The following is a 17,366-nucleotide window of genomic DNA, read 5'->3' as shown; positions in this document are numbered from 1 at the left end:
TTTTTATACCAATTATCAAAATTAGGGAACAGGGAACAGGGAACAGGGAACAGGGAATAGGGAAAAGTAGACTTTCAAGGGGTTTTAGGATTGAAAAATGTCTGCACCCTTTGCTTCGCGAGTAGGGAGTAGGGGGAAACAATTCACGGTTTCTGCTTATTTCTAAGAAATCAGAAGAGGTAATTATTAATTATTAATTGTTAATTATTAATTATTTAAGCCCCTATTTGTGCTGCTTCAATTACATCATCGTAACCTTTTTCTTCTAGTTCTAATGCTAGTTCTTTTGTACCAGTTTTAATAATTCTACCACCTTCGGTAACATGAACAAAGTCTGGCACAATATAGTTTAATAAACGTTGATAGTGAGTAATTACTAACAGAGAATTTGATTCATTTGCTAATTGATTTACTCCGTTTGCTACTATCCTCAAAGCATCAATATCTAACCCTGAGTCTGTCTCATCTAAAATTGCTAATTTTGGTTCTAGCAATGCCATTTGTAAGATTTCGTTTCGCTTTTTTTCCCCACCAGAAAAACCTTCATTTAAACTGCGGTCTAAAAATTCTGGTTTCATCTTGACAATATCTAATTTATCCCGTACCAAATCGTCAAAATCAAAAGCATCTAATTCTTCTAATCCTTGATGTTTTTGTTTCGTATTATAAGCAACTCGCAAAAAATCTAAGTTGCTCACTCCAGGAATTTCTAGAGGATATTGAAATGCCAAGAAAACGCCATTTAATGAACGTTCTTCTGGCTCCATCTCTAATAAATTTTTGCCTAAAAATGTTACTTCTCCACCTGTAACTTCGTAAGCAGGATGACCTGCCAATACTTTAGAAAAGGTACTTTTGCCGGAACCATTCGGACCCATAATGGCATGAATTTCTCCAGCCTTAATTTCTAGATTCAAACCTTTGAGAATCTCTTTTCCTTCTACATTAGCTGTTAAGTTTTTAACAGATAATATAACTTCACTATTTTCTTTAATCATGTTTACCTCTGAAACAGTTCTGAATAATTTTCATTAAGTCAAATGGTTTAATAAGTGTAGGTTGGGTTGAGGAACCGTAGCTTGCTTCCCGTAAGGGTAACCCAACAACAAAAATACCTAGGTAAAATTAATTACCTAATTTTATTCCTAAATCACAGGAATATATGCTTTTCAGCTTGAAAGTATGTGTAATTAATTTTGCATAACTACTTAATAACCTATCCCTTATTAAGAAAGATGTTTATAAAGTATGGCAATAATAAGCCCGCTGTTGGGTTTCACTTCCTTTCTAGCCAACCTACATTTTTAGGCTAATTATCAATTATTAATTACCTCTGATTAAAAACGATAAGATTGAAGCAAGTACAGAAATTTTATTAATTTATAATGAATAATAAATAATGAAAACCATCTCTCTCTAGTTATGCATTATGCACTAAAATGAGAGGTTTAAAACCTCTGAGGATTAATTATCAATTATCCATTATCCATTATCCATTATCCCACTGTTCCTTCTAATTTCAAACTCAATAATTTATCAGCTTCCGCAGCAAATTCCATCGGTAATTCATTAAATACATCCTTACAGAAACCACTAATAATCATAGAGACTGCATCTTCAGCAGAAATACCTCTTTGAGTAAAATAGAAAAGTTGGTCTTCTCCTATTTTAGAAGTAGAAGCTTCATGCTCAACCTTAGCAGTATTATTGTCTACTTGAATATAGGGAAAAGTATTTGCTTGAGCGCGATCGCCTATTAACATTGAGTCACATTGAGAATAGTTCCGCGCTCCCTTTGCACCAGATCCCATTTTCACCAAACCACGGTAACTATTAGCAGAGTTTCCAGCAGAAATACCCTTAGAAATAATTGTACTGCGAGTATTTTTGCCAATATGTACCATTTTTGTACCTGTATCTGCTTGTTGTTTATTATTAGTTAGAGCAACTGAATAAAATTCTCCCACTGAGTTGTCACCAACTAATACACAACTAGGATATTTCCAGGTAATAGCTGAACCAGTTTCTACCTGCGTCCAGGAAATTTTAGAATTTACTCCCTTGCACAAACCGCGCTTAGTCACAAAATTATAGATACCACCTTTACCATTTTCATCCCCTGCAAACCAGTTTTGCACAGTCGAATATTTAATATCAGCGTTGTCGAGAGTAACAAGTTCAACTACAGCAGCGTGAAGTTGGTTAGTGTCGAACATAGGAGCAGTGCAACCTTCCAAATATGTTACTGAACTACCCTCCTCTGCTACAATTAAAGTCCGCTCAAACTGACCAGAGTCGCCATTATTGATCCTAAAGTAGGTAGATAAATCCATCGGACATTGTACACCTTTAGGAATAAAAACAAAAGACCCATCACTAAATACAGCAGAATTTAGAGCAGCAAAAAAATTATCCCCCACTGGTACGACACTACCCAGATATTTTTCCACTAATTCTGGATATTCTTTTACTGCTTCAGAAATAGAACAGAAAATTACTCCTTCTTCAGCAAGCTTTTCTTTAAAAGTAGTAGCGACAGAAACACTATCAAATACAGCATCAACCGCAACATTACTTAGACGTTTCTGCTCTGATAGAGGAATGCCAAGTTTCTCAAAAGTATCTAACAAAGTAGGGTCTACTTCGTCTAGACTTTTCTTCTTGTCTTGAACTTTTGGCGCTGAATAGTAAATTATATTCTGGTAGTCTATTTGTGGATAGTCAACCTGGGCCCAAACTGGTTCTTTCATTTCCAGCCACTTTTTATATGCTTTGAGACGAAAGTTGAGCATAAACTCTGGTTCATTCTTTTTAGCAGATATCAAACGAACTATATCTTCGCTGAGTCCGCGAGGAATGGTGTCTGATTCGATATCAGTGACAAAACCATATTTATAAGGTTGATTGACTAAGGTTGTTACTTTAGCAGTCATTGTACTTATTTCCTAGTTAGTTATATTTACTTACTTAGCAATTAAAAGAGATAGGCTTTAGTGGCCTTTTTGATTTAAACAACTTATTTGTTGCTTAAGTCTATTTTAGGTTACATTAACAACAGTGATATTGTCAAAGTCCAATTTAAAAAAATTTTTTTGGCCAATAAATAAGGTCTTCTGTCCCTTTAAAGGGGATGAAAAAAATATTCAATTCAGTATTTCAAGTCTCCCAATACAGTCGGAGGTACTGATAACTGATAATTAATAACTGATAACTGACAATGATGGAAACGACTCAACAAAATTCAACCAAACAAGAAATCCTGCAACATTTGATGAAGCGAACTCAAGCTACTGCCTTGGAATTAGCTGAGTCCCTAGAAATTAGCCCCCAAGCTATACGTCGCCATTTGAAGGACTTAGAAGGAGAAGGACTAATTACATACAAATCAGTAGCAACAGGAATGGGAAGGCCACAACATATCTATGAACTGACAACTCAGGGACGCGATCGCTTTCCCCACAGTTACGATCGGTTCGCTGTTTCTTTTCTGGATACCTTGGCAGAAACTATGGGATATGACCAACTCACACAAGTGCTGCATGAACAATGGCAACGTAAGGCAATGCACTATCGCCAACTACTGGGAACAGGTTCAGTGCAGGAGCGTGTGGCCAATTTAGTGGAACTCCGCAAAGCTGAGGGTTACATGGCAGAGTGGTATCCTAATGAACAAGTCAAAACTCAAAATCAAAAATTCAAAAGTGATTCAACTTCAGAGGAAGTTGAAGGGTATATATTGATAGAACACAACTGTGCCATATCTAATGTGGCCGAATCTTTCCCCAGTGTTTGTGGCCATGAGTTAGAGATGTTTGGTGCTGTACTGCATGATTGTACTGTGGAGAGAACTCATTGGATTGTTAATGGAGAACATCGTTGTGGTTATTTAATTACTAGAAAATAAAAAACAAAAATATATTTATCAGGGTTGTATAAATTTTCTTGTCAGTCAAAAAAAAGATAAAATCAAAAGTTAATATGCAACAATCTATGGAATTTTTAACGCTAGAGGAGTCTGCTCAAGTTGATGGAGCGCTCCTAACTTCCAAGGATAAGTTTTCAACGCGATTGGCAATTTATTCTTTGAGGTGTTTAAGGCAAATAGCAGCTGAAACAGGTTTGACTCTAGAGGAAATACCTGCCGAACAAGTGAAAATTTGGATTAAAAACGATGAAAATCTGAAGCCAAATTTAGATATAGACGCTAATTTTGGGAACTTCTTTACTAGATTGGTGATGGCCTCGTTGTCTCCTTTAAAGCAGGTTGCTCAAGAATCTGCCATACCACTTCAGGATTTAAAAGTCCAACAAGTGGTTGAATGGTTTGAGAAAAAAGGCAAAGTTGAGTAAAGCAGGAAGGCTAGACAAGGATTTTTGGCACGGATATACGAATGATTAGGAGATAGACGCTTTTTTAGATTGGGTAGTTTAGAAAAAATCGTCTATTTGAGCCGAAAGTTTGGGGCGGAAAAAAAATTTTGCTAAGGGGGTTGACATTTATAGAAAAGGTATATATAGTAATAAATGTAAGGAAAAGAAAGCGCCTAATGACCTAAAGAGTTAAAGGCAAATATAATTAATCTAACTAATTATTAGCTTTTCCTGGTGTCTATGACGTAGTGGAACCACTCCGATCCATCCCGAACTCGGAAGTGAAACGCTAGAGTGGCGAAGATACTCGGTGGGTAGCTGCCCGGTAAAATAGCACGATGCCAGGTTAAATATAAACAAAGGTTCTCTCAACGATACTAGAGAACCTTTGTTTTTTGGTGAATTGAAAAGGAAACCAGGAAACAGAATGTTGACTACAAAACTTCTGCCTTTAAGCCAAAATCTCTGTATTCTACGTTAATGAAAAGCCCTATAACTGATACTGATCAGGCCATAGTATGAGACCAAAAAAAATTATATTTATTGATGATTAATAGGAGTAGGTAGGGATGTTACATCGAATTCCCTAGGTCCTAGAAAATATTTAGATTGTTAGTTGTACTACATTAGTCACCGAATCTGCTGTATCTGAAATCTAAGTTAAATAGAAATTTAATCTAGTTATTTATGATATAAAAAATATCAGGAAGAGTCAGAATATAAATATTATTAAGACTGAAAAATTAATATTGAATTCCAACTAGCCCGAAAAATAAATCTGACGTAAATTAATTGTAATTACCAACAACTATGAACAATTTATTTGAAAAAAAAGTTGAATTTCCGACATTTTTTCAAGATGCATATGGTTGATCTAATGCTAAGGAAATAGCTACTCTTTACTATGGCTATGCCTTGCTGATTATTGCTGGAGCTGACGGAGAAGTTAGCCAAGCAGAAATGAATTGGTTAATAAATCACCAACGTTCCCTGAATATACCAGAATACATTCTTGAAGCATATAGAACTTTTGACTACAAAAATTCTAATTTGGAAGAACTAATTCCTAATATTAATAAAGCTGATGTACCTTTTAATGTTGGCAGAGCGTTAGTTTATCATGCAATAAAAATGTCTAAAGCTGATTTAGAATTTGCATATCAAGAACAAATGGCTGTCAAAAAAGCAGCTAAACTTTTAAGAGTCTCTGATGATATTCTATTAGCCTTAAATGGTTTAGTTGATATGGAAGAAAGTATGAATAGAACGCGGAAAGCATTGATAGAGACAAGTAAAATTGATTAATTGAGGCAGATTTTGTAATTTAGAATTGTAACTCACGCTAGTTGATTCTAGTAAAAGAGTGGCTCAAAAAAATCTAAGTGTCTCAGAATTTTGAGGTATATTTTAATTCACACCTTATATTCAATATTAAATATAGCAATCATTCCTGATTTTGAGAGAATTTAAGAACAATTAAAAAAAATCAAAATTCTTTTATCTTCTGACTCCTGACTTCTAATTATCACTAAAATTTCACAACTGAAATATGATTACTATATTCAAGGATTAGAAATATAGGTAACGTACAAAATAATTATTTTTGCAGAATTTTATTCGATTTATTGATATAGGAAACAGGCAAAACTATGAAAGCAGTTATACCTCCAAAAATAATATTAGACAATTTATTAAAAGATTGGCTGCTAGAAGATATTGGCAGGGGCGATCGCACAACTTCTGGCCTATTTGTAGGAGATGAGGTGATTCTAGGAAAAGGCCATTGGTTAGTAAAGGAACCAGGAGTCATTGCAGGATTACCCATTGCAGCTAGGGTATTTCAACTTCTGGATGAAAAGGTAAATTTTTTACCCATTGTTGCAGAGGGAGAATGGTGCGAGAAGGGAACAATAATTGCGAAATTAAATGGGCCTTTAGATAGTTTACTAACTGGGGAGAGGGTGGCCTTAAATCTGGGAATGCGTCTGAGTGGGATAGCAACTATGACTCGTAGATATGCAGACAAAATTGCCGATCTGGAAGCGCAACTGGTTGATACTCGGAAAACAACACCTGGTCTGAGAATATTAGAAAAATATGCCACTCAAGTTGGTGGGGCAAAAAATCATCGCATGGGTCTGGATGATGCAGTGATGATTAAAGATAATCATATTGCTGCTGCTGGAGGTATTGGGGAAGCGATCGCTAAAGTCAGAGAAACAATACCTTATCCTTTAACTATTGAAGTAGAAACAGAAACATTACTAGAAGTAGAGACTGCTTTGGAGTATCAAACAGATATTATTATGCTCGATAATATGTCTGTTGAAGTGATGGAGCAAGCAGTTAAAATGATTCGGCAAAATAATAGTCGGATTAAAATTGAAGCTTCGGGAAATATTACCCTCGAAACTATTAGAAATGTTGCCGAAACAGGAGTAGATTATATTTCTACAAGCGCTCCTATTACTCGGTCAACTTGGTTAGATTTAAGTATGAAAGTTAGGGAGTAGGAAGTAGGGAGTAGGGAGTAGGGAAGATGAGCAGTAGGATAGGGAAAAAGCAAAAAATATTTATCCCATCAGTTCTACCATATTAATCACCGAATCTACTTTAAACAATTAATAATTAACAATTAATAATTAATAATTACCTCTTCTTGAAAATGGATAGGATTGACTAATCATGAAAATTTTTTCTTCTGTTGGTCGATTGGATATGGCGTACTTCGGAGCGGCTCTTTTCTTTCAGAGCGGGAGACCTCGCCATCCCATCCTAGGTCATGCTCAGCAAACGACCGCTTGTTTCTCCTAATTAGGAGAGGCTTTAAACCTTAATTATTCGGTAAGCTATAAAAATTGTTACTTGTTTACTACTAACCATTTCTGATTATTTGAAAATTCAGTTGTGCTGAAGACAGCAATGACAATTGTTTTGCTACACAGAATAACAGAATATTAGATGAAAAATTAAAGAGATGCTCCCTAAGCTTTTTTTTAGGTGCATCTCTTTAGAATGGAATATTTGAAGGTATAATGTAGTTAGGTTTTAAAAGTGAAGTAGGTTCGCCAGAAATTAGACCTGTGAACCTACACTTCTTCTTTTTGATTGCGCTTGAGGGAACTAGCACCTAGAATACTTATTCCCAAAAAACCTAATAAAGAAGCAGGTTCAGGAGTGCTTACCGAAGAAACAGCAGTATAACTGCCAAAGAAAGAAGTTTCAAAAGAATTTCCATCAGGTAATAAGTTAGCATATAGGTTAGTAACCCCATCACCACCACAGCAACCAATAGGATTATCTATAGAACCTGTAGGTTCAAACGTCAACAAAGTATCAAAGTCATTCTGAAAATCAATAGAGCCACCAACAATAAGGCCATTAAAACCCGTGAAAACTAGACCAAGTTCACCTGCTCCCAAATCGAAGATTGAAATTCCAGCAAGAGATAAATTTGTTCTTAGATCTCCTATATCAAAAGAGGAACCATCATCAAAGCTGAAATTCATATCAAGATTGCTCAAACTATCTAGTGTATATGTTCCAACCTCAGCATCGCCGTCAAAGCTGAGTACCCCACTGCCTACAAAAGGTTCTGCTAAATTATTATCAATAATATCATCAAAAGTAAAATTGAATTGTGCTGCATGAGCGGGGATAGTTTGAAAGCTAATCATTGTTACACCAGCAGCAGCTATTGAAAACTTCTTGAGCATAATATAAATTTCCTTGGAAAACTTTATTGCCTACGACATTTAGCTTATTCCTGCCCCGAAATTTTCGCAACTTCTTCTGGCTAAACTTTACAGAATCTTTAAAAATGAAGAAAGTGTTTTTAGCATTTAAAATTACTACAATCAATTACTAAATAAGCCTTTGAGGTTATAAGTACAGTAATAGCAATTATGAAATTTTGATGAAGTAAGATTGGGTGATTTATCCAGGAAAACAGGGAGTGATACAATAAAAGTTTAATTAATATCCTCAACTTTGAATAATCTTTAATTTTGCCAATGGTTGTTTTTCAAGGTTAAAATTAGGGGCATCATATCCAGTTTGGTTGAATAGTTGTCATTGCGATCGATAAGGAAGCAACCTCTAATACATTAAGACTGCTTTCCTAAGAAAATACTCTCCAAATCGTCTACTTTGACCCAGTCGCGATCGCTTCTATTTTGAAATAAAATGTACCCAAAAATTACCATCTGGCATACAAACATTACGGATTAATCTATAAGAATAATGTAGATAAGCACCACTTAAGTCAGTACGATATCCAGTAGAAAACCATTCGCCATAAGGGTCATGGATAAATAATCCTTCATTATCAAAACCAACACCAACAATTAGATGACCAAAAGAAGTAAAATAACTATGTATAGCTACAGGATTTCCTCCTATTAGGGAGTCTTGAACTTCTTCAATTGTGGCATTAGTTTTAAAAGTATCTTGACATCCATAATCTCTAATAATTTTAACTAAATGATATGGATTATGACGACTGTAACCTTGACTTAAAGCATAGTCATAAAGCTCGTCTTCAAACTCACCATAATTTGACCTACGATTCACCTCTAAAAATTCTAAACATGAAGCAATTGAAGTAATATTACATAAGCCTGTGGGATTATACCAATTGTCTAGTTTTGGTTTGTACGGAACTTGTATTCTGATATTTTCTGGTTTGTGCTTGGGATGTACAACTTGATTATTTTCATAAATTTCAATGTTTTTTTCATGGATATACCAAACTCCTAAACTGTTGTGTTTATGGTTACGAAAAGCAATCCGAAAGTGGTTTCTCACTGGAGCGTAAGCTAAAAGTTCAAACTCTTGATTAGCAGGGATATGATGTTTTTCTGAATCAGTTAATTGAGAAGATTGAAGCGGTCTAGATTTAAGAATAGTATCCTTTTTAGTTTTTAAGATGATTGGAGCTGCGGGAATATTTGCTTCTATTGCCTCGAACAATTTTTTGATAGTTTTTTCTCCTAAATATCCAGCTTCACCACTTTTTTGATTAACTTGAAACCGATGAAGTGCTGCTGTGGTTAATGGGCCAAATATGCCATCTACTGGAGGGTTAAGCATATTTAGGTCAATAAGTATGGCCTGAATCTCACGAGTCAGGTGTTCATCATCGGCGAGGGTTTTTACGTCGTATTTAAGATCTGTCCCCAGAAAGTCTTTAAGTTCCATGCTAGGTTAATGATAACTAGGAAATAGCTAATCAGCAGCATAGTACACTCTGGCTCTAGACTCAACTGGGAGATGGGACACTTGGGCTAAAAAGTCAGGAGTCAGGAGCGGGGGATGACAAAGGGAAGTCGTTACTTCTAGAGACCTCCCGAAGTTGGAGAGCAAGGAATTTCTGGCCTAAACATAAAGATTGGGAGACAGACCTTCAACAATTAATAATTAATAATTAATAATTAATAATTAATAATTAACAATTACCTCTTCTTGAAAACGGATAGGATTGACTAATCATGAAAATTTTTTCTTCTCTTGGTCGATTGGATATGGCGTTTTCGGCTAAGAGCCGACATGAAACGCTGCGCGACATGAAAAGCGGCTCTGTCAAGAGCGGGAGACCTCGCCATCCCATCCTAGGTCATGCTCCGCAAACGACCGCTTGTTTCTCCTAATTAGGAGAGGCTTTAAACCTTAATTATTCGGTAATATTTTTGGATGGACTTCCTCAATCAGAAATATTTGATTTTTTTATAGATACAGTAGTTTTCAACAGACCTCTCCGGAAAAGAGGGAACACTTAACTGGGAACACTTAACCCACCCCTAACCCCTTCCAGGAGGGGAGTAATTGATAATTTTTGCGTATGGGATTGATTTTATTTTTGATTATCACCAGATGTCTAACAGACACGGAGTACATATATTGATGAAAATAGGTAGGGACGTTGCATACAACGTCCCTCAGTCCTACCGAAGATGGGCAGTAGGGTCTCGAACAAGCAAAAAATATTTACCCCATTAATTTTACCACATTAATCCCGAATCTGCTACATACTCTTGAGATTACTAAGAATGAGTATGAATTAAAGCTCCTTCTGTAGGAGTAGAAAGTTGTAATTTGGGTTTTTTCTTGTCTATTTTTGCTGTTACCCACCCTTCAGAAAGCATTACTTCTAAGCACTGTAAGGCATGATTAAAAGCAACTTGAGCGTGTTGGGGTGAATATTGAGAAGTTAAGGATTTTTTTAATAAGGCTGATATTTGTTGAATATCAGAAGTACGTTCTAATATTTTCACTAATGCTGCATAAAAACCTGTTAATGGTAGTCTTTGTTCATCCTTAACATAAGATTTTATCTTCTCAATACGACCATTATTATATACAGGTAAATCTTCTTGTTTTGCACCTTCAAGATTTAGTTTAAAGATGTTGTAACCGCTAATTTCCCAAGATGAATCTTTTTGGGCAAATCTTTGCATAATTTGTTTTGTACCAGTTAGATCGAGACCACCAACACCTGCTTGACCTAAAACATCATTGGTAAAACCGCCTTGAGATAACCAGCGAAAAGCTTGTTCTGGGGTTAATTTTAGTCCTGCGTCTTTAGCAATATCTCTACAGTGTTTTTGTAAGTCGCTAAACTGACCATTAGCAGCATACCAATAATCTGCAAAACGAATATGTTGTTTGATACGTCGCTTTTGGTTATCTTCGTAATGGTGTTTTAACCAAGTAGGATCATGTTTTTCTTGTTCTAGTTCTAAAATAGTATAAGCTGCTTCCTTTGCACTCACATGAGTTAAAGTCATACCCGCAGCTAAAATCGGATCGGCAAAACCTGCTGACTCTCCTACTAAAAACCAATTTTCTCCTACTAACCTTTCTGAGAGAAAAGACCAATCTTTTGTTGTTTCAATCTTACCTCTGCTAGTAGCATTAGCAATTAATTCACTAATACGAGGTTCACTTTTGAGTGCTTCTTGATAAATATCTTCTGGTCGTTTTTTGAGTTTTTTGTAATGTTGTGCAGGACAAATAAAACCAATACTTGTACGAGTCGGACCAAGAGGAATAAACCAAATCCAACCATGAGCTAAACTCATAACTTGAACTCTTGTACCCCCTACGCCAATTTCATCAGCCCATTCTGCATTTGTCCAGTAGTCCCAAATCGCAATATTTTGTAATCTCGTGGGAATTGTTGTTTCTACTCCTAATACCCTTCTTAAAACACCAATATGTCCTGAAGCGTCAATATAATAACGAGCAGTAATTTGTTCTCCATTACTTAAATGTAAACTTTTAATTTTGTCTGTTTCTAGATCTACATCTACTTTGGTAACTGCTGTTTCTTGTCTGACTTCGCAACCATTATCTTGAGCATGATCTAAAAGAATAGTGTCATATACTGAGCGATCGACTTGAAAAGCTGTTTGTTGGCGTTGTCCTTTGTATTTAGCTGGGCGGGGTTCATTTTGAAATTCTGTTGCTGCGAGAAAATCAAAATCCCACAGTTGAGAAGTTTTTCCCCAACGATAAGTGGCTCCAATTTTGATGGGAAAATTAGCAGCTTCTACTTTATCCCAACACCCCATTTCTTCCAGAATAGAACTAATTTGAGGCAGTTGGCTTTCTCCTACATGATCGCGGGGAAATTTGGCTTTTTCTAAAATTAATACTTTTAAATTAGGGTTATATTTTTTGAGTAATGTTCCAGTGGTACTACCTGCGGGTCCACCACCAATAATTGCCACATCGTAATTTTTATTGGACATGATTGTTATGCTTGTAATTCATACTGATGTATGGACATAAGTAAGTTATGTCCATACATATTCTGTGTATAACTGTTTTTTAAATGTCACCCTCACAAACAAATATTTGAAGCTATAATTGACTTAGGTTTTAAAATTGACGTAGGTTTGCCAGAAATTAGACCTGTGAACCTACTTTTCTTCTTTTTGTTTACGTTTGAGGGAAGTAGCACCTAAAGCACCTATTCCGAATAAAGCAAACAAGGAAACTGGTTCAGGAGTTGAGGCAATATTAATATCCCAACTACCTAAGGAGCCATCATCGGCAGCCTCCAATGAATCTGATAATTCAAGAGTCCAAGTTCCTTTTGCATTAAGACCACCAAAGGTGTCTATAAAACTATCTACAGGAGCATAAGTACCCTCAGGTATAGGATTTATAGCTGGAAGAGCATTACCTCCATCAGCAAAGGTATAATCGCCGTTAAAATCAAAATTACCAGAGGCAACCCCACCCAAAGGATTACTAATTACTAAAGATGTAACTGAATCAAAACCATCATCAAAACTTAAAGTGGCAACTACATCACCACCCCAAGTATGCTGAAAATCATTTAGGTCTAAAGATAGATCATCAATGGTGATATCGTCTGTGACAGTGATAGAAGTTGTTAAAGTTGGTGGGAAATTACCTCCAGAACCAGTATAAGAAAAACTAGCAGCATCAGCACCAGAAACAGCAGTTAAAGTAGCAATTGTTGCACTAGCAGCAGCGATTGATAATTTTTTCAACATGATTAAATCTCCTATTGTGTACATTTAGGTATAGCCGAGTAAGCGCTTTAACCTTTTGTTCGTTTTCTATACTTCTATTTAAACCTGCCTAAAATATTTCTGCAATACCTTCTGCGTAATTTTACAGAATCTTTAAAAATAACGATAGTGTTTTTAGTGGTTAAAATCAGTGAAATTAATTATGATATCAGGGTATGAGGTGTCTATATCTGCCAAAGCAAATAATGAAGATTTGATATGATCTCCGTTTTCTCCCGGATCGTCAAAAACAAGAGTGTAAAATGAAAAATGTCAAAATCTAGAAACAGAAAAAGCAGTGGCAAGCTTGAAATATTCAGTAATATCAAATCCGGTTGAACAATAGTCATTGCGACGATAGGAAGCAATCTCTTAAATCCATGAGATTGCTTCCTTCCACTCCGTTCCAGTCGCTGCGGACTTGGATATAGTAATTATCCGGATTTTATATAACGTCCCTATTAACATCAGTGGAAAAAACTGAATTAGTAGAGAATAAAACTAGCTGTAGCAGAAAGTGCATCTACGCAAGTAAGATGAAATAGAATCATGGTAGTCCTGCATAGTAATGGTGAAAATATACATTTTTTTTCCACACTCTCCACACTTCCCACACTTCCCACACTTCCCACACCCCCCACACTCCCTAAACCATTACTATGCACGACCATCATAATCATTGCAACCATTATCTTGAGCATGATCTAAGAGAATAGTGTCATATACTGAGCGATCGACTTGAAAAGCTGTTTGTTGGCGTTGTCCTTTGTATTTAGCTGGGCGGGGTTCATTTTGAAATTCTGTTGCTGCGAGAAAATCAAAATCCCACAGTTGAGAAGTTTTTCCCCAACGATAAGTGGCTCCAATTTTGATGGGAAAATTAGCAGCTTCTACTTTATCCCAACACCCCATTTCTTCCAGAATAGAACTAATTTGAGGCAGTTGGCTTTCTCCTACATGATCGCGGGGAAATTTGGCTTTTTCTAAAATTAATACTTTTAAATTAGGGTTATATTTTTTGAGTAATGTTCCAGTGGTACTACCTGCGGGTCCACCACCAATAATTGCCACATCGTAATTTTTATTGGACATGATTGTTATGCTTGTAATTCATACTGATGTATGGACATAAGTAAGTTATGTCCATACATATTCTGTGTATAACTGTTTTTTAAATGTCACCCTCACAAACAAATATTTGAAGCTATAATTGACTTAGGTTTTAAAATTGACGTAGGTTTGCCAGAAATTAGACCTGTGAACCTACTTTTCTTCTTTTTGCTTACGTTTCAGGGAAGTAGCACCTAAAGCACCTATTCCGAATAAAGCTAACAAGGAAGCAGGTTCAGGAGTTGAAACTGAAACTGGCTCGCCCTCAATATCAACACTCCAACTACCTAGAGAACCGGTATCACCTCCAGCACCATCATTAATAAATAAAGTCCAAGTACCTACTGCTGAACTTAAACTAGTGAAATCAGAAAGGAAACTTTGTGTTCCATCAAGGGTAGTAGCAAAGTAATCACCACCAGGAACAACATCTCCATTTAAAACACCAGCAGCAACAGCCCAAATATCACCTGTAAAACTATCATTGAAGCTATAATTACCACTTAAATCACTACTGTCACCAAAACCACTACCTCCAGTTCTACCAACCCGGTTGATTAAATCTACAGATGTTCCTGATTCTTCATGAGTAATTGTTGCGATTAGGTCTCCTGTCCAAGTATGAGCTAAATTCTCTAAGTTAACAGTGATATCATCTACGGAAATTTCATCTGTAATATTAATAGAACTGCTGATACCTGCTGTATCGTTGTCAGGAATAGAGAATCCAGCACCAGAGAAACTAACAGCACTTGCTCCAGAAACAGCAGTTAAAGTAGCAATTGTTGCACTAGCAGCAGCGATTGATAATTTTTTCAACATGATTAAATCTCCTATTGTGTACATTTAGGTATAGCCGAGTAAGCGCTTTAACCTTTTGTTCGTTTTCTATACTTCTATTTAAACCTGCCTAAAATATTTCTGCAATACCTTCTGCGTAATTTTACAGAATCTTTAAAAATAACGATAGTGTTTTTAGTGGTTAAAATCAGTGAAATTAATTATGATATCAGGGTATGAGGTGTCTATATCTGCCAAAGCAAATAATGAAGATTTGATATGATCTCCGTTTTCTCCCGGATCGTCAAAAACAAGAGTGTAAAATGAAAAATGTCAAAATCTACAAAAGACCTCTCCGGAAAAGAGGGAACACTTAACTGGGAACACTTAACCCACCCCTAACCCCTCCCACGAGGGGAGTAATTGATAATTTATGGATAAGAATTGATTTGATTTTTGATTTTCACCAGATGTCTAAACAGAAAAAGCAGTAGAAAGCTTGAAATATTTAGTAAAGTCGCTATTAGCATCAGTGAAAAAAACTGAATCAGTAGAGAATAAAACTAGCTGTAGCAGAAAGTGCATCTACACAAGTAAGATGAAATAGAATCATGGTAGTCCTGCATAGTAATGGTGAAAATATACATTTTTTTTCCACACTCTCCACACTTCCCACACTTCCCACACTTCCCACACCCCCCACACTCCCTAAACCATTACTATGCACCACCATCAGAATCATTAAGGTAGGGGAACTTGACAGTTAAGCAAAAATTAACTATACTTATTTAAACTTACATATATTAGCGCGATCTTGTAGCAGTATGAGTAATTTATTAAGTAGACAAAAAGCTGCCGATTTACTGGGAGTGAGTACAAATACGCTTCGTAGATGGTAAACAGAGGGCAAAATTACTTGCAGTTGGTGGGCTAACTACAGAAGTTAAAAAGTTAGACATAAATGTACATAATTAGATATTTATTGTGATATTATTAGACAGAATCTAATTTATGATCGGGAGGTACATCAAGTGCTTTCAATGAGCTCGATTAAGACCAAGCTCAAAGTTAATAACAAACAAAAAACACTGCTAGCCAAACACGCGGGTGTAGCTCGTCATGCCTATAACTGGGGATTAGCCACTTGCATTTCCGAGTACGAATCAACCAAGAAACGCCCTATTGCTATCACTTTGCATAAACGTTTAGTGGCTGAAGTGAAAAGTCAAAATCCCTGGTACTATGAAGTATCAAAATGTGCACCAAGGGCAAGCATTAAGAGATTTAGAAAGGGCATTTAAAAACTTTTTAACTATTCCCAAACGGGGATTTCCTAAGTTTAAGAAAAAAGGGAAAAAAGACAGTTTCTATTTGGAAGGAAGTATCAAAATTCTGCAAGGAAATTACATAAAACTACCAAAAATAGGAATAGTAAAAACTTATGAAATCTTACCCTCTGTACCAGTAAAAAATGTAAGGATATCTAAACGTGCAGGTAATTGGTACATTAGTTTTAAATATGATGATCAATATGATAATCGATCAAACCCTACTGCCAAAGAACGAGATGTTATCGGTGTAGATGTTGGTATAAATCTAAGCGCAACTTGTAGTGATGGAACAACCTACGCTAACGTCAAAGCATATAAGCAAGCTAAAAAACGACTAACTCGTTATCAACGCCGTGTCAACAAAAAAGAGCCAGGCTCCAAAAACAGAGCCAAAGGCATCAAAAAACTAGCAAAACTGCACAATAAAGTAGCTGATATCAGAGCCGATGCACTACATAAACTAACAACATGGCTAGCTAAAAACCACAGCACCATTGTGATAGAAGATTTGAATGTAAGTGGAATGCTCAAAAATCATAAACTAGCAAGCGCGATAGCAGATTGTGGCTTTTATGAGTTTAAGCGTCAGCTTACATACAAGTGTGAATGGTATGGCAGTGAGCTAATAATAGCAGATAGATTTTATCCAAGTTCTCAAATATGTTCTCACTGTGGGCATCAACAGAAAATGCCATTGAGTGTGAGAACTTACAAATGTAGCAACTGTGGTTTTGAAGCAGACAGAGACTTTAATGCTGCTGTCAACCTGGAAAACTATGTGAGTCAGTAGGTGGAGTTCCCGCCAATTTGAAGCCTGTGGAGAAGACAAGTTACAGACTGCGGTCAGTGGTCTTCTGTGAGACAGGAAGCTAGCTCCAAAGCTCATGCAATTCCGGCTTGGGTAAGTTTGGGTAAGTTTAGTAGAACGGAAGATAGAACCAAGTCCCTCAAGTAGAGATCGTGCTATATCAAGGCAACTTAAATTCGAGCAACTATTCAGTAGGTTGGTTTGAGGGAGGTTTGTGCAGATGCAGAGGACAGGCGATCGCCAACGGGAAGTTTCTGTGTTCGCTCCGCTGATCCGCAGGATAAAGAGAAAACCTAACAAATACAAGGGTTATTTGCTGTTGCATGATTTACAGCGGTTTTCATTTTGCTAGATCACAGTAGGAACTTTCCATGGAAAGTTCCTACCATATTTTGCTTGTGAGGTAGTCATCGATTTCAAAAG

At 36.2% G+C, this 17,366-nt stretch carries 17 protein-coding genes, 1 rRNA gene and 1 pseudogene; 8 read left to right on the top strand and 11 right to left on the bottom strand.

All coding sequences use genetic code 11. From position 1 onward, the window contains the following. Positions 1-215: 215 nt before the first annotated feature. Together sufC and sufB are read right to left on the bottom strand one after the other, a co-directional pair. Entirely contained in the window at positions 216-998 is a 783-nt protein-coding gene (gene sufC, locus ACP6PM_RS26275; RefSeq protein WP_426589850.1) for a Fe-S cluster assembly ATPase SufC, read from the bottom strand. Positions 999-1,496: 498 nt separating this feature from the next. After that, positions 1,497-2,933, bottom strand: coding sequence for a Fe-S cluster assembly protein SufB (sufB, locus tag ACP6PM_RS26270; protein WP_426589849.1), 1,437 nt, complete (start codon positions 2,931-2,933; stop codon positions 1,497-1,499). A gap of 284 nt (positions 2,934-3,217) precedes the next feature. On the opposite strand from sufB, the gene sufR reads away from it, so the two are divergent. The 5 genes from sufR to nadC all read left to right on the top strand — a co-directional run bounded on the left by sufR (position 3,218) and on the right by nadC (position 6,884). Further along, on the top strand, positions 3,218-3,904 hold the full coding sequence (sufR, locus tag ACP6PM_RS26265) for an iron-sulfur cluster biosynthesis transcriptional regulator SufR (protein ID WP_426589848.1): 687 nt from the start codon (positions 3,218-3,220) through the stop codon (positions 3,902-3,904). Between the two features lie 74 nt (positions 3,905-3,978). Beyond that, positions 3,979-4,350 carry a hypothetical protein gene (locus ACP6PM_RS26260; protein ID WP_426589847.1) on the top strand — a complete coding sequence of 124 codons (372 nt, stop codon included), beginning with the start codon at positions 3,979-3,981 and terminating at the stop codon, positions 4,348-4,350. Between the two features lie 251 nt (positions 4,351-4,601). Further along, positions 4,602-4,718: ribosomal RNA gene (gene rrf, locus ACP6PM_RS26255) — 5S ribosomal RNA — on the top strand. A gap of 568 nt (positions 4,719-5,286) precedes the next feature. Continuing rightward, on the top strand, positions 5,287-5,676 hold the full coding sequence (locus ACP6PM_RS26250) for a tellurite resistance TerB family protein (RefSeq protein ID WP_426589846.1): 390 nt from the start codon (positions 5,287-5,289) through the stop codon (positions 5,674-5,676). Positions 5,677-6,020: 344 nt separating this feature from the next. Beyond that, entirely contained in the window at positions 6,021-6,884 is an 864-nt protein-coding gene (gene nadC / locus ACP6PM_RS26245) for a carboxylating nicotinate-nucleotide diphosphorylase (RefSeq protein WP_426589845.1), read from the top strand. A gap of 576 nt (positions 6,885-7,460) precedes the next feature. Here nadC and ACP6PM_RS26240 read toward each other — a convergent pair. The 8 genes from ACP6PM_RS26240 to ACP6PM_RS26205 all read right to left on the bottom strand — a co-directional run bounded on the left by ACP6PM_RS26240 (position 7,461) and on the right by ACP6PM_RS26205 (position 15,546). Continuing rightward, a complete protein-coding gene (locus ACP6PM_RS26240) occupies positions 7,461-8,087 on the bottom strand; it encodes a PEP-CTERM sorting domain-containing protein (protein WP_426589844.1) in 627 nt (208 codons plus the stop codon). A 454-nt stretch (positions 8,088-8,541) separates the two neighbouring features. Further along, positions 8,542-9,570 carry a C39 family peptidase gene (locus tag ACP6PM_RS26235; RefSeq protein ID WP_426589843.1) on the bottom strand — a complete coding sequence of 343 codons (1,029 nt, stop codon included), beginning with the start codon at positions 9,568-9,570 and terminating at the stop codon, positions 8,542-8,544. An 842-nt stretch (positions 9,571-10,412) separates the two neighbouring features. Then, on the bottom strand, positions 10,413-12,122 hold the full coding sequence (locus ACP6PM_RS26230) for an NAD(P)/FAD-dependent oxidoreductase (RefSeq protein WP_426589842.1): 1,710 nt from the start codon (positions 12,120-12,122) through the stop codon (positions 10,413-10,415). Between the two features lie 171 nt (positions 12,123-12,293). After that, a complete protein-coding gene (locus ACP6PM_RS26225) occupies positions 12,294-12,896 on the bottom strand; it encodes a PEP-CTERM sorting domain-containing protein (RefSeq protein ID WP_426589841.1) in 603 nt (200 codons plus the stop codon). A gap of 503 nt (positions 12,897-13,399) precedes the next feature. Next, entirely contained in the window at positions 13,400-13,588 is a 189-nt protein-coding gene (locus ACP6PM_RS26220) for a hypothetical protein (protein WP_426589840.1), read from the bottom strand. Continuing rightward, a complete protein-coding gene (locus ACP6PM_RS26215) occupies positions 13,572-14,006 on the bottom strand; it encodes an NAD(P)/FAD-dependent oxidoreductase (RefSeq protein ID WP_426589839.1) in 435 nt (144 codons plus the stop codon). The genes ACP6PM_RS26220 and ACP6PM_RS26215 overlap by 17 nt, the downstream gene beginning before the upstream one ends. Before the next feature lie 171 nt (positions 14,007-14,177). Then, positions 14,178-14,846: a PEP-CTERM sorting domain-containing protein gene (locus ACP6PM_RS26210; protein WP_426589838.1), complete on the bottom strand. Its 669-nt coding sequence runs from the start codon at positions 14,844-14,846 to the stop codon at positions 14,178-14,180. A 505-nt stretch (positions 14,847-15,351) separates the two neighbouring features. Then, a complete protein-coding gene (locus ACP6PM_RS26205) occupies positions 15,352-15,546 on the bottom strand; it encodes a hypothetical protein (protein ID WP_426589837.1) in 195 nt (64 codons plus the stop codon). Positions 15,547-15,628: 82 nt separating this feature from the next. Here ACP6PM_RS26205 and ACP6PM_RS26200 point away from each other — a divergent pair. The 3 genes and pseudogenes from ACP6PM_RS26200 to ACP6PM_RS26190 form a co-directional block, all read left to right on the top strand. After that, a pseudogene (locus ACP6PM_RS26200) lies at positions 15,629-15,700 on the top strand (IS607 family transposase); the annotation flags it as partial. Between the two features lie 144 nt (positions 15,701-15,844). After that, positions 15,845-16,105 (top strand): helix-turn-helix domain-containing protein, encoded by a 261-nt coding sequence (locus ACP6PM_RS26195; RefSeq protein WP_426589836.1) that lies wholly within the window; start codon positions 15,845-15,847, stop codon positions 16,103-16,105. Further along, the gene (locus ACP6PM_RS26190) at positions 16,047-16,925 is read left to right on the top strand and encodes an RNA-guided endonuclease InsQ/TnpB family protein (protein ID WP_426589835.1); all 879 of its coding nucleotides are present in this window, start codon (positions 16,047-16,049) and stop codon (positions 16,923-16,925) included. The genes ACP6PM_RS26195 and ACP6PM_RS26190 overlap by 59 nt, the downstream gene beginning before the upstream one ends. Positions 16,926-17,127: 202 nt before the next feature. On the opposite strand, the gene ACP6PM_RS26185 is transcribed toward ACP6PM_RS26190, so the two are convergent. Further along, positions 17,128-17,268, bottom strand: coding sequence for a hypothetical protein (locus tag ACP6PM_RS26185; RefSeq protein WP_426589834.1), 141 nt, complete (start codon positions 17,266-17,268; stop codon positions 17,128-17,130). Positions 17,269-17,366 lie beyond the last annotated feature (98 nt).

The sequence above is a fragment of the Dapis brunnea BLCC-M229 genome (assembly GCF_050015995.1).
In the GTDB taxonomy this organism is placed as follows: Bacteria; Cyanobacteriota; Cyanobacteriia; order Cyanobacteriales; family Microcoleaceae; genus Trichodesmium.
Note: the sequence above shows the minus strand (reverse complement) of the source record. Positions and strands in the feature narration are given on the sequence as shown.